Origin of the sequence: Synechococcus sp. CBW1006 (genome assembly GCF_015840525.1) — a bacterium.
Classification (GTDB): domain Bacteria; phylum Cyanobacteriota; class Cyanobacteriia; order PCC-6307; family Cyanobiaceae; genus CBW1002.
Window position 1 is genome coordinate 3,063,897 of record NZ_CP060396.1, and the last position, 17,847, is coordinate 3,081,743.

18 protein-coding genes are annotated in these 17,847 nt (G+C 64.3%); 14 read left to right on the forward strand and 4 right to left on the reverse strand.

Annotated features, from left to right (window positions below; genetic code table 11):
- Positions 1-171: 171 nt before the first annotated feature.
- The 8 genes from H8F26_RS14950 (at position 172) to H8F26_RS20260 (ending at position 8,822) form a co-directional block, all read left to right on the forward strand.
- On the forward strand, positions 172-357 hold the full coding sequence (locus tag H8F26_RS14950; RefSeq protein WP_322756999.1) for a hypothetical protein: 186 nt from the start codon (positions 172-174) through the stop codon (positions 355-357).
- Positions 358-413: 56 nt separating this feature from the next.
- Positions 414-1,994, forward strand: coding sequence for a CocE/NonD family hydrolase (locus H8F26_RS14955; RefSeq protein ID WP_231605647.1), 1,581 nt, complete (start codon positions 414-416; stop codon positions 1,992-1,994).
- Positions 1,995-2,054: 60 nt separating this feature from the next.
- Positions 2,055-2,840 carry a DUF3887 domain-containing protein gene (locus H8F26_RS14960; RefSeq protein WP_197155222.1) on the forward strand — a complete coding sequence of 262 codons (786 nt, stop codon included), beginning with the start codon at positions 2,055-2,057 and terminating at the stop codon, positions 2,838-2,840.
- 75 nt (positions 2,841-2,915) lie between these two features.
- Positions 2,916-5,219: a 1,4-alpha-glucan branching protein GlgB gene (gene glgB, locus H8F26_RS14965; protein ID WP_370594632.1), complete on the forward strand. Its 2,304-nt coding sequence runs from the start codon at positions 2,916-2,918 to the stop codon at positions 5,217-5,219.
- Between the two features lie 555 nt (positions 5,220-5,774).
- The gene (gene hemE, locus H8F26_RS14970; RefSeq protein ID WP_197155225.1) at positions 5,775-6,833 is read left to right on the forward strand and encodes a uroporphyrinogen decarboxylase; all 1,059 of its coding nucleotides are present in this window, start codon (positions 5,775-5,777) and stop codon (positions 6,831-6,833) included.
- Positions 6,830-7,882, forward strand: coding sequence for an NAD-dependent epimerase/dehydratase family protein (locus H8F26_RS14975; protein WP_370594633.1), 1,053 nt, complete (start codon positions 6,830-6,832; stop codon positions 7,880-7,882). Before hemE ends, H8F26_RS14975 begins: the two co-directional genes overlap by 4 nt.
- Before the next feature lie 97 nt (positions 7,883-7,979).
- Positions 7,980-8,321 carry a c-type cytochrome gene (locus H8F26_RS14980; protein ID WP_197155226.1) on the forward strand — a complete coding sequence of 114 codons (342 nt, stop codon included), beginning with the start codon at positions 7,980-7,982 and terminating at the stop codon, positions 8,319-8,321.
- A gap of 198 nt (positions 8,322-8,519) precedes the next feature.
- Positions 8,520-8,822, forward strand: coding sequence for a Nif11-like leader peptide family natural product precursor (locus H8F26_RS20260; protein ID WP_197155234.1), 303 nt, complete (start codon positions 8,520-8,522; stop codon positions 8,820-8,822).
- Here the strand turns inward: H8F26_RS20260 and H8F26_RS14990 are convergent.
- On the reverse strand, positions 8,783-9,031 hold the full coding sequence (locus tag H8F26_RS14990; protein ID WP_231598312.1) for a hypothetical protein: 249 nt from the start codon (positions 9,029-9,031) through the stop codon (positions 8,783-8,785). The two genes, H8F26_RS20260 and H8F26_RS14990, sit on opposite strands and share 40 nt — an antisense overlap.
- A 223-nt stretch (positions 9,032-9,254) precedes the next feature.
- On the opposite strand from H8F26_RS14990, the gene H8F26_RS14995 reads away from it, so the two are divergent.
- Positions 9,255-9,575, forward strand: a complete 321-nt coding sequence (locus H8F26_RS14995; protein ID WP_197155236.1) for a hypothetical protein — start codon at positions 9,255-9,257, stop codon at positions 9,573-9,575.
- A 24-nt stretch (positions 9,576-9,599) separates the two neighbouring features.
- On the opposite strand, the gene H8F26_RS15000 is transcribed toward H8F26_RS14995, so the two are convergent.
- On the reverse strand, positions 9,600-10,367 hold the full coding sequence (locus tag H8F26_RS15000; protein WP_231605252.1) for a hypothetical protein: 768 nt from the start codon (positions 10,365-10,367) through the stop codon (positions 9,600-9,602).
- A 221-nt stretch (positions 10,368-10,588) separates the two neighbouring features.
- Between H8F26_RS15000 and clpB the strand changes: the two genes are divergently transcribed.
- The gene (gene clpB / locus H8F26_RS15005) at positions 10,589-13,207 is read left to right on the forward strand and encodes an ATP-dependent chaperone ClpB (RefSeq protein WP_197155243.1); all 2,619 of its coding nucleotides are present in this window, start codon (positions 10,589-10,591) and stop codon (positions 13,205-13,207) included.
- A gap of 41 nt (positions 13,208-13,248) precedes the next feature.
- Here the strand turns inward: clpB and H8F26_RS15010 are convergent, their stop codons facing one another.
- Positions 13,249-13,728 carry a secondary thiamine-phosphate synthase enzyme YjbQ gene (locus H8F26_RS15010; protein WP_197155245.1) on the reverse strand — a complete coding sequence of 160 codons (480 nt, stop codon included), beginning with the start codon at positions 13,726-13,728 and terminating at the stop codon, positions 13,249-13,251.
- Positions 13,729-13,762: 34 nt separating this feature from the next.
- Between H8F26_RS15010 and H8F26_RS15015 the strand changes: the two genes are divergently transcribed.
- The 4 genes from H8F26_RS15015 to H8F26_RS15030 all read left to right on the forward strand — a co-directional run bounded on the left by H8F26_RS15015 (position 13,763) and on the right by H8F26_RS15030 (position 16,558).
- Complete coding sequence (locus tag H8F26_RS15015; RefSeq protein WP_197155247.1) at positions 13,763-14,002, forward strand: hypothetical protein; 240 nt, start codon at positions 13,763-13,765, stop codon at positions 14,000-14,002.
- 23 nt (positions 14,003-14,025) lie between these two features.
- Positions 14,026-14,496, forward strand: a complete 471-nt coding sequence (locus H8F26_RS15020; RefSeq protein ID WP_197155249.1) for a thiol-disulfide oxidoreductase DCC family protein — start codon at positions 14,026-14,028, stop codon at positions 14,494-14,496.
- 170 nt (positions 14,497-14,666) lie between these two features.
- The gene (locus H8F26_RS15025; protein WP_231597882.1) at positions 14,667-16,244 is read left to right on the forward strand and encodes a Na/Pi cotransporter family protein; all 1,578 of its coding nucleotides are present in this window, start codon (positions 14,667-14,669) and stop codon (positions 16,242-16,244) included.
- Between the two features lie 77 nt (positions 16,245-16,321).
- Complete coding sequence (locus H8F26_RS15030; RefSeq protein ID WP_197155253.1) at positions 16,322-16,558, forward strand: hypothetical protein; 237 nt, start codon at positions 16,322-16,324, stop codon at positions 16,556-16,558.
- Positions 16,559-16,588: 30 nt separating this feature from the next.
- On the opposite strand, the gene H8F26_RS15035 is transcribed toward H8F26_RS15030, so the two are convergent.
- Complete coding sequence (locus H8F26_RS15035) at positions 16,589-16,969, reverse strand: hypothetical protein (protein WP_197155254.1); 381 nt, start codon at positions 16,967-16,969, stop codon at positions 16,589-16,591.
- Positions 16,970-17,847 lie beyond the last annotated feature (878 nt).

Genomic DNA, 17,847 nt, shown 5'->3' on the forward strand with positions numbered 1-17,847 from the left:
GAATGGATGCAGCCCCCGATGGGTGGCACCATGCCGAACCGCTCCAAACTCCTGAACTCCTCACGCCTCGCCTTGCATCGTTTGTTGACTGGCGCCGGGGCTCTCCTTTTCGGTTTTGCCACCTACCCCCTCGGTAGCGCTGGCTTGGCTGCTTCGCCCCTCCTCGAATCGGTGAAGCAGAACCCTGCCCTGGCGCAGAGCATCTGTGCTCAGTTGCGGCAGTTCAACAGCCAGGGCATGTCAGCCACCTCCCCGCAGGCGGTGAGTCGCATCGCGCAGCAGCGGGGTCTCACCCCCGTCGATGCCGAGGTGCTCACCACCTACGTGATCGGGCTTCACTGCCCTGAGGTTCGCTGACCTCCGCACCACTGGCAGTGGCCCAGGAGGACCTCCGCCTCCTGTGTCGCGACGGGGTGAGCCTGGCAGCCCGGCGTTGGCGGCCGCGGGGATCCGGTTTCTGGCCTGTTCTGTTGATGCGTCAGCCCTACGGCCGGGCGATCGCCTCAACGGTGACCTACGCCCATCCCGCCTGGTATGCCGCTCAGGGGTATCAGGTGGTAGTGGTCGATGTGCGCGGACGTGGGGAGTCCGGTGGCCAGTTCAGAGGCTTCGCCCAGGAGGCTTCCGATGGTGCTGACTGTGTGCGCTGGGCTCGCCACCTGGACCACGCCAATGGACGGGTGGGGACGTACGGCTTCTCCTATCAGGGGCTCACCCAGGTGCTCTCGGACGGGAGCGTCCCGCAGGACTTCCCCGATGCCCTTGCACCGGCCCATTGCGGTCTTGATGAACGCTGCCACTGGGCCAGTGAGGGGGGGGCGCACTGGTGGGCCCTGGGGTTGGGCTGGGCCCTGCAGCTGGCGGCCCAGGGCTGTGCCCGTCGTTCTGACGGAGAGGGCTGGCTGGAGATCCGGCGCAGCCTCGAAACCGGCACATTTCTGCAGGAGGGCGTGAACCTGCTTGAGCGCCACGACCCCTTGGGAATGGGTCTGACCTGGTTAGGCCGTGAACCTGCCATCTCGGAGGGCTGGACCTGCCATCAAGTGCCCCTGGAGCTGCTACGCCGACCGATGCTACTGATCGGCGGTTGGTACGACCCCCATCTTCGCGGCGTGCTGGATCTGTGGCGGCGGTCCCAGGCGGCGGGGGGTGATCCTTGGCTGCGCATCGGTGCCTGGTCTCATCTGAACTGGCGCGGCGGGCTCGATGCCCTGCAGCTGGCCTTCTTCGATCGGCACCTGAAGGCATCGGAGGTCTCGATGAGCCCCCCGGGACCCTTGCCCCCGCCGCTGCTGCTCGAGCGCCTGGGAGACGGTGCCTGGCGATCCCCAGATCCTGCCGCTCCCTCTGCCGACGCCTGGTGGCTCCGAAGTCAGGGGCTGGCGGCCGTCCGCGTCGACGAAGGCCAACTCATCCCCGGGGTCAGCACTGAGGGGCCTGCGGATGGTGCCGGTGCATGCACCCTGACCCTGGTGCACGATCCCTGGAGGCCACTGCCTGGCCGGGGCGGCCATCTGGGCCTGGATGCCGGTCCGGTCGACCGGGCTGATCTGGACGCCCGCAGCGATGTGGCCTGCTTCAGCACGCCCCCCCTGGCCGAGCCCCTGGAGCTGTTCGGCCAGCCCGAGCTCTGCATCGACGTGGCTGCTGATCAAGCCAGCTACGACCTCTGCGGTGCCCTCTCCGTGGTGGCTGCGGATGGCACGGGGGTGCGGCAATGGAGCACCGGGGTTCTCCGCTGCCGGAACAACCTCTCAGGCCTGCCCCAGCCCCGCAGCCTCCTGTTTCAGCCGGTGCTGCTGGCGCTGCGGCCCGGCGAGCGCCTGCGCCTGTCCCTGGGGGCTTCCTCCTGGCCGCAGATCGGAGTGAACTCGGGAGACCCGGATGTTGCGCCCGGGCCGGTGACCCACCGCCATCGGGTGATCACTCTTCAGTTCAGGCTTCCGGGCGCCCGGTTGCGCCTGCGTTCCTTGGCATCAGAGGGGCTGGATTAGGGCAACGTGCTTCGACCATCCCGGTTTCGGCCAAACTGTCGCCACCGCGCACCCCCTGCCGTGCTTCACCGCCGTCCTGCTCTGCCCTTGTCATTGCTGCTGCTGGGTGGCGTGGTCACTCCGCTCTGTCTCGGTGCTCGACCGGTTGTTGCGGGCCTCGGCTCGCTGGAGGGGAACGGGGATGGAGCCCCCACCCTGGTGGCTGAAGTCGCAAGCCCCCAACGCAAGCAGACCAAGCAGAAGCTGCGCAAGGCCGCCGAGAGGATCCTGCTCGCCATCCAGCAAAGCGATGCCAGGGCTCTCTATGGCTATCTGGCTGAGCCCGTGCGACGCTTCACAACCCCTGCCGCTATGCAGGAGCGCCTCGCCTCGCTGGGTGGCGTGCGCAGCACCCGGATCGAATCCCTGGTGCTCGGCGCCGATGACGGCACGGTGGAGGCGGAACTGGTCACCCCCAGTGGCACCCGGCCCCTCACGCTCATTCTGGATGGGGAGGGCAAGATTCTCGGCTGGGAGCTCGATCGCAGCCAGATCCCCGTCGAGGACACCGCCGTGAAATTCATTGAGGATCTGGCCGCTGGGCGGGTGCTGACGGCCCGCAGCCTGATGTCCGCCGCCATGCAGGAGGAGATGCTGCCGGCCGCCTTGCAGGAGCGCTGGCAGGGTCTGCAGAAGCTCACCGGTCCGTTCCAGCGGGTGCGGGGCAGCGTTTTCGCCGGCCGGGATGAGGCGCAGCAGCTGGTGTTGGTCACCACCCAGTTCGGGCGGCTCACCGACAACCTCTTCGTGATTCTCAACCTGCAGGGCCAGGTGATCGGGGTCGATTTCCCCCTCGACGCCTTCTGATCCTCAACAGCGGGGCCCAGCCGCCGCTTGGCCCCGGCAAAGCGGCTTAAGCTCCGGCCCAGCACGTCAATGGATATGGCCCTGGTCTGCCTCGATTGGATGGTTGAAGACGGGCAACGGCTGGCGGAGTGCAGGCACGATCACCCCCTTGCGGTTCTTGGGCCCCAGCCCCTGCCGGATGGCGGCTGGGTGGTGCGGATCTGGATGCCTGAGGCCGATCAGGTCGAACTCCTCTGCAACGGCCGCAGCCTGGCGATGGCGACCCCGAACCATCCCTGGCTGTTTGAGGCCGAGGTCGAGGGGGATCCCGGCTGCTCCTATCAGGTGCGGGTGCAACGGGGCGGCATCGAGCACGTTCAGCACGATCCCTGGGCGTTCCGCCAGGAATGGATGGGTGAGATGGACCGCCATCTCTTCGCCGAAGGCAACCATCACCACATCTGGCACCGCATGGGGGCCCACCCCGGCGAGCGGGATGGCGTCGCCGGGGTGCAGTTCTGCCTCTGGGCGCCCAACGCCCGCAGTGTGGCGATCCTGGGCGACTTCAACAGCTGGGACGGTCGCCATCATCCGATGCAATCGCGGCTGGGCGGCTGCTGGGAATTGTTCGTACCGGGTCTGCGCCGCGGCGAGCTCTACAAGTACGAGATCCGCACCCAGGCGGGCCACTGCTACCAGAAGGCCGATCCCTACGGCTTCCAGCACGAGGTGAGGCCCAACACCAGTTCGCGGATCGCAGGGCTGGCCAGCTTCGCCTGGAATGATGCCGACTGGATGGCCCGGCGGGATGCGGCCAACCCGCTCGATCAGCCGATCTCGGTCTACGAGATGCACCTGGGTAGCTGGATGCACGCCAGCGCCGATCAGCCCTATGTGGAACCTGACGGCTCGGTGAGGGAGCCGGTGGCTGCGGCCGATCTCAAACCGGGTGCCCGGCTGCTCACCTACCCGGAGCTGGCCGATCGGGTGATCCCCTACGTGAAGGCCCGCGGCTTCACCCACATCGAACTGATGCCGATCTCCGAGCATCCCTTCGATGGCTCCTGGGGTTATCAGGTGACCGGCTGGTATGCGCCCACCAGCCGCTTCGGCAGCCCTGATGAGTTCCGGGCCTTCGTGGACCGCTGCCACGCCGAGGGCATCGGTGTGATTCTCGACTGGGTTCCCGGCCACTTTCCCAAGGATGGCCATGGCCTGGCCTTCTTCGATGGCGCGCACCTCTACGAGCATGCCGATCCGCGCATCGGCGAGCACAAGGAGTGGGGCACGCTGATCTTCAACTACAGCCGCAATGAGGTTCGTAACTTCCTGGTGGCGAATCTGGTGTACTGGTTTGATCAGTTCCACATCGATGGCATCCGTGTGGATGCGGTCGCCTCGATGCTCTATCGCGACTATCTGCGCCCGGATGGAGAGTGGCTGGCGAATGAGAATGGCGGACGTGAGAACCTCGAAGCTGTGCGCTTCCTGCAGCAGGCGAACTATGTATTGTTCCAGCACTTCCCAGGTGCTCTGTCGATCGCGGAGGAATCCACCACCTGGCCGATGGTGACCCAGCCCACCAGCATCGGTGGCCTTGGCTTCAACCTGAAGTGGAACATGGGTTGGATGCACGACATGCTCGATTATTTCGAGCTCGATCCCTGGTTCCGGCAGTTCCATCAGAACAACATCACGTTTTCAATCTGGTATACCTATACCGAGAACTTCATGCTCGCCCTCAGCCACGATGAAGTGGTGCATGGCAAGAGCAACCTGCTTCACAAGATGCCCGGCGATGACTGGCAGAAGTTTGCCAATGTTCGAGCACTGCTGACCTACATGTGGACCCACCCGGGCAAGAAGACAATCTTCATGGGCATGGAGTTCGGCCAGCGGGCTGAATGGAATGTCTGGGGAGATCTGCAATGGGATCTGCTCCAGTACGAGTCTCACCTGGGCCTGCAGCGGTTGGTGGATGATCTCAATGCCTTTTACAAGGCGGAACCAGCACTCTGGCGCGATGATTTCAATGAGTACGGTTTCCAGTGGATCGACTGCAACGACAACCGCCACTCGGTGATCAGCTTCATGCGCCGCGACAGCACCGGTGGTGGCTGGCTGCTGGTGGTGGCGAACTTCACGCCTCAGAGCCACTCCCACTACCGGGTGGGAGTCCCGATCGAGGGCTTCTACGCCGAGGTGTTCAACAGCGACAGTGCTCGCTACGGCGGCAGCAATCTTGGCAACCTCGGAGGAAAATTCACTGATCCCTGGAGTATCCACGGCTACGACCAGGCGCTGGATCTCTGCCTGCCGCCCTTGAGTGTGCTGATTCTTCGCCGTGATGAGGCCCGCAGTCAGATCTCTTCAGCCGCTGACGCGACAGGGGAAGCCTGAGTCTCCACAGAAGAGATCTGCATACCCAGCTGTCAGGCCGCTTCCAGAATCCAGGGTCAGCCCTGGTATGAATTTGCCTGAGTGAACTTCGGGTCGGAGAGAGCAGAATCCACTGAGACGGCTCTTAGACTATGCCCAGATTCGCAGGCAAGACCTGTCCTCAGGTCGGGCTTCTGCTGGAGAGATTTTTCTCCGCAAGATCGAACGCTGACCCCCAGTGACTGAATCCTGGCGGCAGTCCTTGTCGATTGATTGCAGAAGTGTGAGCAGCAGTGCTTGATGGCTACATTCAGAGATTTCTGGACTGCTGGAACCTGACTATTGACGGTTCAATCATCCAGGAGATTCCGCCTCAATTGCCCTGGCTTCTGACATAGCATTACCACGAAGAATCTTCCAGCAGAGTATAGCTAGCTCGGCTATTGATACACTTTATTTCAGCCTCTCAGCTTTGGAGTGACCGTCAAGTCGGTCGTGGCGCCCCCTGGGCATGAGCCCTCCGCCGAGGCTCTCGGCTAGGTTTCCGATCGCGATTCCCCTGCCCTGACGACCCCCATGGCCGACACCCTCCCCCTGCTGCTGCGCGCCGCCCGAGGTGAGCAGGTGGAGCGTCCGCCGGTGTGGATGATGCGCCAGGCAGGCCGTTACATGAAGGTCTACCGCGATCTGCGCGATCGTCATCCCGGCTTCCGCGAGCGCTCCGAGAACCCGGATCTCTCCTACGAGATCTCGATGCAGCCGTTTCACGCCTTCCAGCCCGATGGCGTGATCCTGTTCTCCGACATCCTCACGCCCCTGCCTGGCATGGGGATCGACTTCGACATCATCGAGAGCAAGGGGCCGATCATCGAGCCCGCCATTCGCTCCCAGGCCCAGGTGGATGCGCTGCGTCCCCTGGATCCCGCCGAGGCCCTCCCCTTTGTTGGTGAGGTGCTGTCTCGCCTTCGCCAGGATGTGGGCAACGCGGCCACTGTTCTCGGTTTTGTCGGCGCGCCCTGGACCCTGGCGGCCTACGCAGTGGAGGGCAAGAGCTCCAAGACCTATTCCGTGATCAAGGCGATGGCCTTCCGGGAGCCGGCGCTGCTGCACCAGTTGCTGGGCCACCTGGCGGATTCGATCGCCGCTTACGTGCGCTACCAGATCGACTCGGGAGCCCAGGTGGTGCAGCTGTTCGACTCCTGGGCCGGTCAGCTCAGCCCGATCGATTACGACGTCTTCGCGGCTCCCTACCAGAAGCGGGTGATCGATCAGGTGAAAGCCACCCACCCCGACACTCCCTTGATTCTCTACATCTCCGGCAGTGCCGGTGTGTTGGAGCGGATGGGCCGCACCGGTGTCGACATCGTGTCGCTCGACTGGACCGTGGACATGGCCGATGGCTGTGCCCGGCTGCCCCAGCACCTCGGCGTTCAGGGCAATGTCGACCCCGGCCTGCTGTTCGGCACCCCGGAGGCGATCCGCGAGCGCATCCTCGACACCGTGCGCAAGGCCAAGGGCCGCAAACACATCCTCAACCTTGGCCATGGCATCCTGCCGGGCACTCCCGAGGAGAACGCCCGTGTGTTCTTCGAGACCGGCAAGGCCGTCCATGAGCTGCTCGGAGCGGCCGTTTGAGCACCACGGCCACCGAAGCCGGCCGTGCCATCGCCGATCCCGGCGTGCCGTCCAGGGCTCGGATCCTGATCACCGGTGCCAGCGGCTGCGTTGGTCAGTACATCACCGAAACCCTCTACCGCAACAGCGATGCGGATCTGTTGCTGCTGCTGCGCGATCCTTCCAAGCTGAAGGTCGTGGATCCCAACGATCCCAGGATCACGCTGTTGGTGGGTGATCTTCGTGAGCTGGATCCCCATGCCGACGCCATCGCCAGCGCCACCCGCGTCATCCACACCGCAACCGCCTGGGGGGATCCGGAGCGGGCCCGCCAGGTGAATGTGGTGGCGGTGAAGCGGTTGCTGGAACTGGTGAATCCCGCGCGGCTGGAACAGGTGATCTACTTCTCCACCGCCAGCATCCTCGATCGACAGCTGAAACTCCTGCCGGAAGCCATGGCCTATGGCACGGAATACATCCAGACCAAGGCCCAGTGCCTCGAACAGCTGGAGGGCCATCCCCTGGCTGAGCGGATCGTGGCCGTCTTCCCCACGCTGGTGTTCGGCGGGAGGGTCACGTCCGGCGACCCCCATCCCACCAGCTATCTCACGGCGGGCCTCAAGGAGGCGATCGGCTGGTTATGGCTGGCCCGCTGGCTGCGAACCGATGCCAGCTTCCATTTCATCCATGCGGCCGACATCGCCACGGTCTGCGCCCATCTGGCCACCCACCCCCACGAGCCCAATCCCGAGCCTGGCCAAGGTGTGGTGAGACGCCTGGTGCTGGGTCAGGCACCGATCCAGATCAACGACACCGTGCGGATCCTCTGCCGCTGGCGGCGCTGCTGGTGGCCCTCGATCGGGGTGGATCTGCAGGGCTGGCTGATCGAGGCCTTGATCCGCCTGCTGCGAATCGAGGTGAATGCCTGGGATCGCTTCTCGATCCGACAGCGCCACTTCGTTCATGAGCCGGTGAGTCCGCCGGAGCGCTTCGGCAGGGTGAGCCTCGCCCCCACCCTGGAGGCGGTGCTGGAGACCGCGGCCGTTCCCCACCGCGGCCGGATGGACTGAAGCAGGCTGCAAGCACAAGAAAATGTTGCAGATCTGCCTTGCAGCCGCAACATTGCCGACCTCTGCCCCTTAGTTTTGTCTGGTTGCACCTGCTTTGATGCGCCGTCTTTTTTCACTGCTCGCTCTGTGCCTGGCGCTGGTGCTGGGGGCAGCACCTAGCTTCGCCGCTGACGTGGCCCACGGTGGCCAGATTTTCTCCGCCAACTGCGCTGCCTGCCACATGGGTGGTGGCAATGTGGTGAATGCTGAGCGCACTCTCAAGCAGGATGCCCTGGAGGCCTACCTGGCTGACTACAGCAGCGGTCACGAGGCTGCCATTGCTGCTCAAGTCACCAAGGGCAAGAACGCCATGCCGGCTTTCCTCGGCAAGCTGAGCGAAGCCGATATCGCTGATGTGGCCGCCTACGTTGAAGACATGTCGTCCAAAGGCTGGGCCTGATCTGCATCTGGCTTCTTGCCATTCAATAGCTTCATTCGGGTGTGATCAGGCAATCATTTGCCTCGATCACACCTTTTTTGCTTGCCGACCAATTTGCCCCTCGATCCTCGATCCCTGATGGCCTATTGCCATTGATGTCGATCGCTGGCACCCGTTCGACTGGCCCGCCATCCTGACTTCAGCCAGGGAATCCAGGCGATGTCACGAGAGCAACTCATCCGGCTGGTTGCCGATGCAGAACGCGATCCCGCCCTTCGAGAGGAGCTGCGGGGTTGTTTTGCCGCGGGCCAGAGCTGGACTTCAGTGGTTGGCAAGGCGCGTTTGCGCGGATACGAGATCCAGGTCACGGATCTGCAGGATGCGCGTTCGGCTGATCATGCCGCCAGCTTCCTGGAAGCCAGCAGGGTCTCGGCGATCGGATCCCTGTGGGGTTCCTCACCGGTGTTGCCCAGTCAGGCCGCTCAGCTGGCGGCGCGACGGCAGGCGAGCACCGCCAGATAAAGATCTTCGGGTACCTCGCGAATGTCGTATTCGCTGGGAAGCACGCCATGCACGTGTTGATGAACGGCCATCCAGCAGTTCCTCTCTGGATCGGCTGCCGTGGCATCAAAAGCCCGCGAGGCCTCGACCAGATCCTGCACCAGTTGCGCGTCGGGGACAGGGGGAGTGGGTTCTGCCAGGTCCTGCTTGGGTGGCGGGGTTGAAGACATGGTGGTTACGGAGACGTTGGGTTCAGAATCGATGAGTTCAGAGACGCTGGTTGCCGATGGCTGCGTTGCATACACGCTGGTTGTCGCCAGAGTGGCTTCTGACAGCGTCGGCTCGGCCACAAATGGCTCGGACCTGGAAGAGCAACCCCCACAGGATCCCCAATCCGGCCCATCATGCCCAGAGTGGCCCTTGATGTGGACGATGGGACTTCGCTCAGGACTGGTGGGCTCGCTGGTTGCGGCGGCGCTGCTGCCCCTGCTGCGGCCGGCACTCGCCCTGGCCCAGAATCAGCCCTACGCCGTCCAGGGCCTGCCTGCCTACCCGCCCTGCCCCCTGGTGGTTCCCAAGAGCCAGTCCCTGTTTCAACCCCTGCGACTCAGGCCCAGTCAGGTTGCCTCCAAGAACGCCCGCGGCTGCCTCTCGCAGGCCGATGCCATTTACGGCTCCAATGGCTGCCCGACCCGTCTGTGCCCGCGTGACAGCGGCGCCTTCCAGCTGACCCCTCCAGGATCAGGAAACCCCATAGCGCCAGCTGCCCGTTGAGGTTTCCGACCGGCAGGCCGCTTCTCAGCTGCCGCTGCCGTAGGCCACATGGCAGACGGTATTGAGCAGCTGCGCCTGGTCGACGGTGTCAGGAATCTGGCCGTTCAACAGACCGGCCTGACAGTTGGCCGCTCCCAACAAGGTGGCGCCATCGTCCATGGAGTAGGTGAAGCTCACTCCGTAGGTGCCCACCGGATCCACGGAGGCGTAGTTGAGCTGGATGCTGGTCTGGGGCACCACGATCACCGGCGATTGTTCTTGGGAGGCCGTATTCACCAGGCTGGTGATGGCAGCTCCTGTTGCCAGCCCGGCGACCCCCCAGGCGGCTGCATTGGCTCCCCACCAGCCCCAGGTGGAGGGTTGCCAGCCATACCAGCCGTGGTTCCAGGGTCGGTTGTTCCAGTAACCGCCATTGGCCCAGTTGGAATGCCAGCCGTTATAAGGGCGGTTATAGAAATTGTTCTCGACGTTCAGATTTCGGTTCACGTCGATGCTGTCCCAGCCCGGGCGTGCACCAGGGCCGTACATCGGGTGGTAGCCCCGGTAGCCACCGCGCCAGGCGTCGCCATCTCCACGCCAGGCCTCTCCCCCACCGCTGAAGTGATAACCACCCCCACCTCCGCCCCAGCCCCCATGGCCACCGCCGCCGCCACCTCGGGCCTGGGCACTGATCGCTGAGAGGTTGAGAACAGCCACCAGGGCCAGGACACCAGCCCTGCGGGTTCCGGCAAAACAGCGGCGTGGCAGGCAAGCCATGGCGGGAGCAAAGCGACGGGGGAACGGAGTGCGCACACTCTTGATCCATAGCTAGCCAAGGATGTGCGGATTCGATGGTCTGCCCCGCCGGTGCCACGCGGCAACGGCTCCCTCGCGGATCGGTTCTTTCGCCATTTGGCTACGGCCTGCCCAACCTGAAGGGGGAGCACCGACCGATCCGGTTCGGTGCTCCTCTCCCTGGGCTCTGTGGTCTGCCCATACGGTTTTCTCAAGCACCCGATCAGGAAGGTTTCGCCATGCATCCCACCGCTGAGCTGTTCACCGAGAAGGCCTGGGGCGCCGTCGTGGCGGCCCAGCAGCTGGCCCAGCAGAAGCGCCAGCAGCAGATGGAAACCGAGCATCTGTTCGCGGCCCTGCTGAGCCAGCAGGGACTGGCCGGCCGGATCCTTGAGAAGGCCGGCGTGGATGTGGGAACCCTCAGCCAGAAGGTGGAGGCTTTTCTGGCCTCTCAGCCCAGCCTTGGGGCTGCCCCCGAGAGTGTGTACCTGGGCAAGGCCCTGAATGTCTGCTTTGACCGTGCCGATCAGGCCAAGGCCGAATTCGGCGATCATTACATCTCGATCGAACATCTTCTGCTCGGCCTGGTGGCGGATGATCGCTGCGGCCGGCAGCTGCTCAGCCAGTGCGGCGTCAACGCCAAGACGCTGAAGACCAGTATTGAAGCCGTGCGCGGCAGCCAGACAGTGACAGACCAGAATCCCGAAGGCACGTACGAGTCTCTGGAGAAGTACGGCCGCGATCTCACGGCCGCAGCCCGCGAGGGCAAGCTCGATCCAGTGATCGGCCGCGACGAGGAAATCCGCCGCACGATCCAGATCCTGTCGCGGCGTACCAAGAACAATCCCGTGCTGATCGGTGAACCCGGCGTCGGCAAGACCGCCATCGTCGAGGGTCTGGCCCAGCGCATCGTCAACGGTGACGTTCCCCAGGCCCTGCAGAACCGCCAGCTCGTCTCCCTCGACATGGGTGCCCTGATTGCCGGCGCCAAGTACCGCGGCGAGTTCGAGGAGCGGCTCAAGGCCGTGCTCAAGGAGGTGACCGCCTCCGAGGGCCAGATCGTGCTGTTCATCGACGAGATCCACACCGTGGTGGGGGCCGGTGCCACCGGCGGCGCCATGGATGCCAGCAATCTGCTCAAGCCGATGCTGGCCCGGGGCGAACTGCGCTGCATCGGTGCCACCACGCTGGATGAGCACCGCCAGCACATTGAGAAAGACCCGGCCCTGGAGCGCCGCTTCCAGCAGGTGTTCGTGGATCAGCCCACGGTGGAGGACACGATCTCGATCCTGCGGGGCCTGAAGGAACGCTACGAAGTGCACCATGGCGTTCGCATCGCCGACAACGCCCTGGTGGCCGCCGCCGTGCTGTCGAGTCGTTACATCGCCGATCGTTTCCTGCCGGACAAGGCCATCGACCTGGTGGATGAATCCGCTGCTCGCCTCAAGATGGAGATCACCTCCAAGCCTGAGGAGATCGATGAACTCGATCGCCGCATCCTGCAGCTGGAGATGGAGAAGCTCTCGCTCGGCCGTGAATCCGATGCGGCCAGCAAGGATCGGCTGGAGCGGCTTGAAAAGGAGCTGGCGGATTTGAGTGAACAGCAGAGCGCCCTCAATGCTCAGTGGCAGGCGGAGAAGGGCTCGATCGATGAACTCGGTGCCATCAAGGAGGAGATCGAGCAGGTGCAGCTGCAGGTTGAGCAGGCCAAGCGCAACTACGACCTCAACAAGGCCGCCGAACTCGAATACGGCACCCTGGCCGAACTCAACAAGAAGCTGGCCGCCAAGGAGGCCGTGCTCAACGCCGGTGATGGGGAGAAAACGCTGCTGCGGGAGGAGGTCACCGAAGACGACATCGCTGAGGTGATCGCCAAGTGGACCGGCATTCCGGTGGCCAAGCTGGTGCAGAGCGAGATGGAGAAGCTGCTCAACCTTGAGCAGGATCTGCACACCCGTGTGATTGGCCAGCAGCAGGCCGTCACGGCTGTGGCCGATGCGATTCAGCGTTCCAGGGCCGGCCTGAGTGATCCGAACCGGCCGATCGCCAGCTTCCTGTTCCTCGGTCCCACCGGCGTCGGCAAAACGGAGCTGTCCAAGGCGCTCGCTTCGCAGCTCTTCGATTCGGAAGAGGCGATGGTGCGCATCGACATGAGCGAGTACATGGAGAAGCATGCCGTCAGCCGCCTGATCGGAGCTCCTCCGGGCTACGTGGGCTACGAAGAGGGTGGTCAGCTCACCGAAGCGGTGCGGCGCCGCCCCTACGCCGTGATCCTGTTTGACGAGGTGGAGAAGGCCCACCCGGATGTGTTCAATGTGCTGCTGCAGGTGCTCGACGACGGCCGCGTCACCGATGGTCAGGGACGCACGGTGGACTTCACCAACACCGTGTTGATTCTCACCAGCAACATCGGCAGCGCCTCGATTCTGGATCTGGCCGGCGATCCCGCCCGCCATGGAGAGATGGAGAAGCGGGTGAATGAGGCCCTGCGCAGCCACTTCCGCCCCGAGTTCCTCAACCGCCTCGATGAATCGATCATCTTCCACAGCCTCAAGGCCGAGGAGTTGCGCCAGATCGTCGATCTGCAGGTGCACCGGTTGGCCAGGCGCCTTGAGGAGCGCAAGCTCTCGCTGCAGCTCTCCACCGAAGCCCTCGACTGGCTGGCGGCCGTGGGCTACGACCCCGTCTACGGCGCCAGGCCGCTGAAGCGGGCCATCCAGCGGGAACTGGAAACCCCGATCGCCAAGGCGATCCTGGCCGGAAGCTTTCCGGCCGGCTCCACCATCGCCGTGGAGGTGGAGGCCGAGCGGCTGAAGATCAGCCTGGCTGAAGCGGCCCGCCTGCCGGTGCTGGTGTGAGGGTGGTGTGAAGGCTGGGCCGCCCCAGTCACCGATCAGCCTCAGTCACCGATCAGGTGAAGGCTCAGCTGGCGGCGGTGGGGCACGGCCCGGTGCTCCCAGAGATAGACCGCCTGCCAGGTTCCCAGCACGAGGCGCTTCTCCTCAAACGCAAGGCTGAGGCTGGTCGCTGTGAGGCTGGTGCGGATGTGGGCTGGCATGTCGTCGGGGCCCTCATCGTCGTGGCGGTAGCGGTAGCGGCCACCTTCGCCACTGATCGGCCGCACCCCTTCCTGGGGCACCAGCGCCCGCAGGTAAGCGGCCAGATCATCCAGAACCCGAGGGTCGGCGTTCTCATTGATGGTGAGGCTGCAACTGGTGTGCAGTGCCACCAGGGTGGCGAGACCGCTGTGCAGGCCGCTGCTGGCGATCCGCAGCTGCAGCTCGGCGGTGAGATCGGTGAAGCCGTCGCCGCAGGTGGTGACGCTGAGGCGGTGCAGGCTCTGGCGGAGCACGGTTCGAATCGGGCGGTTGCGCTGCATAGCATCGGATCAGAAGCAGACGCTCCATTCCTCGATGCGCAATCCGTTTGCATGGATGCTTGGCCTTTCGGCCCTGGCGCTCCTGGCCCTGCCGGCCCAGGCGCAGCGGGTGGTGCCCAAGATCGGCTCGATCTGCCCGATGGGCTACGTCGACACCCTCAATGGCAAGTGCAGCACCCTGGGCCTGATGAACTACACCGTGCGGCCCACCAACGGTGAAGCCTGTCCGGAAGGATGGATGAACGTGGGCGGGAGCTACTGCCGCAAGAAGTGAACCAGGTCCTTCTTCTGCAAGAAATGAGCCAGACCCCCCTCCAGACCGTCGCCAGCCCTTCCGGCGGTCCATTCCCCGCCCCCGGTGCCGCTGCTGCAGACCTCACGATCCTCTACGACGGAGGCTGTCCGCTCTGCCTGCGGGAGGTGCGCTTCCTGCGCAGGCGTGACGGTGAGCATGGACGGCTCGCCTTCGTCGATGTCGCTGCGGTCGATTACGACCCCTCCAGCCATGGCGAGATCAGCTATCGCGATGCGATGGAGCGCATCCATGGCCTGACCGGCAGTGGCGAGGTGGTGCGTGATGTGGAGGTCTTCCGACGGGCCTATGCGCTGGTGGGGCTGGGCTGGCTCTATGCCCCCAGCCGCTGGCCGTTGTTGCGTGGCATCGCCGATGGCCTCTATCGCCTGTGGGCCCTCTGGCGGCTGCGGCTCACCGGCCGGCCGTCCCTTGATCAGCTCTGTTGTGAACGCGAGGGGCGCTGCTCCCTCTGACGCAGCGTGTCCGCCTGGAGGCGCGCACGCTGCATTCCTTTGCCAAGTCAGGTGGTCAGCCGCAGCCGTTGCAACAGTGCAGCAACAGGCCATCCTCAGGAGCTGGATCCATCGACGCGGGGACCCGACTCCTGAGCGCACTCGGAGGGCTCGGCCTGTTCATGCTCGGCATGTCGGTGCTGACCGAGAACCTGCGGAACCTGGCTGGTGCCCAGCTGCGTACCGCCCTGCTGCGCTTCACCCGCACTCCCCTGAGCGGGGCGGTGACCGGTGCCGTTGCCACGGCGCTGCTGCAGTCGTCCAGCGCCACCACGGTCACCACCGTGGGATTTGTCGGGGCAGGGCTGATCCGCTTCCCCGATTCGCTCGGCATCATTTTCGGGGCAAACCTGGGCAGCACTGCCCTGGGCTGGTTGGTGGCCTTGCTGGGGATCCGCTGGTCTCTGGGTCGCGCCCTGCTTCCGCTGATTCTGGTGGGCGCGCTGCTGCGCATCTTCGGCAGGGGCCGCTGGGCGGTGATCGGCTTCGCCCTGGCGGGCTTTGGCCTTCTCTTCCTGGGGCTCGACGGCATCAAGGCCGCCATGGCTGGCCAGGGATTGCTGCTCGATCCGACGCGATTCGATGGCAGCCACTGGCTCGGCCGCCTGCAGCTGGTGGCCCTGGGTCTGGTCACCACTGTGATCACCCAGAGCTCCGCCGCCGGAGTGGCCAGCACCCTGATGGCCCTCGCCGCGGGGGGACTCGATCTGGGCCAGGCCGGAGCCCTGGTGGTGGGCATGGACGTGGGCTCCTCGGTCAGTGCGGTCGTGGCGGCCCTGGGCAGCAGCATCAGCGCCCGTCGCACCGGCATGGCTCACCTCTGCTTCAACCTGCTCAGTGCTCTGGTGGGGCTGATTCTGCTCAACCCCGTGGTCTGGTTCTGGCAGGAGATCTGGCCGCAGCGCCTGGCCGCCGAGCCGGAATTTGCCCTGACCAGTTTTCACAGCGGCTTCAATCTGCTGGGGGTGGCTCTCGCCCTGCCCTTCACGGGCGCCTTCGCGCACCTGATCCGCGCCCTGGTGCCATCGGGTCCCCGTTCCTGGGCCGATGCCCTGGACCAGGCTCCCCCCGACGATGCCCACCTGGCCATTGATCAGGCACGCCGCGCGGTCGAACAGGAGCTGCGCGAGCTGCTGGAGCTGCTGCGCCGGTCTCTGGGGGGAGCCGGTCCGCCGGCAGCTGCCCAGCCGCCACCGCGGCTGCCACACCAGCTCGCCAACCTCCAGGCTGATCTTGACCGCACCGAGACCTACCTCGATCAGATCCATCTCGATCATCTGGAACGCCACAGCGGTCAGCGCCTGATCCACCTGCTGCATGGGCTCGACCACCTGCAGCGGTTGCATGAGCGCTGCGAGGAGGAACCCGATCGCCTCGCCACCCTGATCGGCTCCAGCCAGCTGGCTGAAGAACGGCAGCAGTTTGCCGCTCTGCTCGACGCTGTGGTTCTCAGGGCCGTGCAGCACGACTGGGCTGGGATCTCCAGCGCCAGTGGAGCCCTGGTGCGCACTCTGGCAAGCCAGGAGCACCACTGCCGCCACCAGGTGATGCAGGAGGTGGCCCTGGGTCATCTCGATGTGGAGGAGGGCACGCGAGAGCTCGAGGCGATGCGTTGGCTGGAACGGGTCTGCCTCCACATCGAGCGGATTGGTCACCATCTCGACCATGCTGGGCCTGTTCCCCAGGACACCGGTCGAGCCATGACATGAATGGTTTCTCCTCCCTGATCAGGCAAGGCTGATCAACCCAGGGATGCTGCGGCGTCCTCAGAGAACGCGGCCACCCTGTGGAAACATCCTTCAGTTTCGCGATCGCCATCCCGACGTCAGCCGCGAAGGGCGCGGCCAGCCTGGCAGGGGTGGATGTGCCGGTGCTCACCGGTGGCATCGGCAAGCACGACCGCCGCCCCAGGCAGGAGCTGGAGGAAGCCCTCGATTGGCTCAGCCCCCTGGAGATTCTGGTGGTGCCTGCCGATCAGGAAGGCCTCATGGCACGCAGCGGCCGCCATGCCGCCGCCGCCTGACATCCTTTGCTCCAGCCGGGGGTGGCAGCTCTAACGGGGGCGGCAGGGGCCATCCCGATCGGAGCGGAACACCACCTTCAGGCCAGGGGAACGGGTCTCCACTTCGCTCAGCAGACCTTCAAGGGCCAGCCGGGTGTTGCGGGACCCTCCTGCCATCGGCTCGCCACTCATCAACACGATTTCGAGTTCGTATCCATCGGAGCGGGGTTGCACGTCGCCGAAGAGCTGAACCTTCAGGCCCACGGGCGCCTGCACGAAGCTTCCGCCCAGGTGCGTGGCACTGCGCTCGTCCACAGTGGCCTCAAGGGCCTGAAGCACCGGCTCAAGCTGGGGGATCAACTCCCCGGCCGCACAGGCGACGACGGGCTTCAGCACCACCATCAAGCGGGCCATGGTTCGGGGCGAGGGCATCCCAATCTTGCCGGAGCGCCTTGCCCGCGGCAGGCCCAGGGAAAGACGACAGGCTGAGGCATCAATACCTATGGACGGAACTGGTGCTCAGAGCAAGACTGAAGCCATCAAGATTCGGAGGACCAGAGATGGATGAAACTCCACCGCGTCATCAGTTCAGAGTCAACTGACATCCTGCGTCCTGCTCCAACAGTCTCAACTAAAGATCAACATCTGCACGATGGTCTGAACTGCTCTCCGAAGCGATTATTCTCTGGCTGACCCAGGAACGATCGTCTGGATTTTTGCAATTCGCTATCGCCCTTCGCATCGCGACAGGTGCCCTTGGGCTCAGCAGATGTTCGCCTGAACCATCGGCCCCAGGATCGCAAGCCAGTTGCTCTACGTCTTCTCTGCTTCTTGCATACCGCCGTCCTTCGTGATTCTGTTTGTTGTCAACGTTTCACCTTCCACATCACAGCCTTGGAGGTATTGAGTTCAGAGTTAGAGTCAATACAATTTGCCCCGAAGCTACGGCACCCTTGATCATTCTTCTTGATCTCCTTGCGGGATGATTCGATTGCCGTGATCGGACTTTTGCCAGGCCGACGGCCTGATCCATTGACAATCCAGGCAAGCAGCAGAGATTCGGCTCACGATCGGCGCCGAACCTTTAAGGCTGCTCAATGAGGTCCGGCGCTTCTAGTGCCGGACCTTCTGCGTGGCAAGGTTGCAATCAGACTTCGCATCAATCAATGCCAGTGCGGAACCATGACGTGAATGAGTTGATGAAACCTTGGTAGAAGAAGTCACCATCAGGGTTTCCGCCGTCGCAATCCCAAGATCTGTGACTGGCTGAATTGGTTGGCAAAGCCATGCAACAGCTGAATGGGGTTCCC

What these genes read in the sequence shown, in the direction of transcription:
- H8F26_RS14980 (WP_197155226.1), top strand. Translation starts at nt 7,980, where the DNA reads ATGCGCCGTCTTTTTTCACTGCTCGCTCTGTGCCTGGCGCTGGTGCTG.
- H8F26_RS14990 (WP_231598312.1), bottom strand. Translation starts at nt 9,031, where the DNA reads ATGTCTTCAACCCCGCCACCCAAGCAGGACCTGGCAGAACCCACTCCC.
- clpB (WP_197155243.1), top strand. Translation starts at nt 10,589, where the DNA reads ATGCATCCCACCGCTGAGCTGTTCACCGAGAAGGCCTGGGGCGCCGTC.
- glgB (WP_370594632.1), top strand. Translation starts at nt 2,916, where the DNA reads ATGGCCCTGGTCTGCCTCGATTGGATGGTTGAAGACGGGCAACGGCTG.
- H8F26_RS15020 (WP_197155249.1), top strand. Translation starts at nt 14,026, where the DNA reads ATGAGCCAGACCCCCCTCCAGACCGTCGCCAGCCCTTCCGGCGGTCCA.
- H8F26_RS15025 (WP_231597882.1), top strand. Translation starts at nt 14,667, where the DNA reads ATGTCGGTGCTGACCGAGAACCTGCGGAACCTGGCTGGTGCCCAGCTG.
- H8F26_RS15035 (WP_197155254.1), bottom strand. Translation starts at nt 16,969, where the DNA reads ATGCCCTCGCCCCGAACCATGGCCCGCTTGATGGTGGTGCTGAAGCCC.
- hemE (WP_197155225.1), top strand. Translation starts at nt 5,775, where the DNA reads ATGGCCGACACCCTCCCCCTGCTGCTGCGCGCCGCCCGAGGTGAGCAG.
- H8F26_RS20260 (WP_197155234.1), top strand. Translation starts at nt 8,520, where the DNA reads ATGTCACGAGAGCAACTCATCCGGCTGGTTGCCGATGCAGAACGCGAT.
- H8F26_RS15010 (WP_197155245.1), bottom strand. Translation starts at nt 13,728, where the DNA reads ATGCAGCGCAACCGCCCGATTCGAACCGTGCTCCGCCAGAGCCTGCAC.
- H8F26_RS15015 (WP_197155247.1), top strand. Translation starts at nt 13,763, where the DNA reads ATGCGCAATCCGTTTGCATGGATGCTTGGCCTTTCGGCCCTGGCGCTC.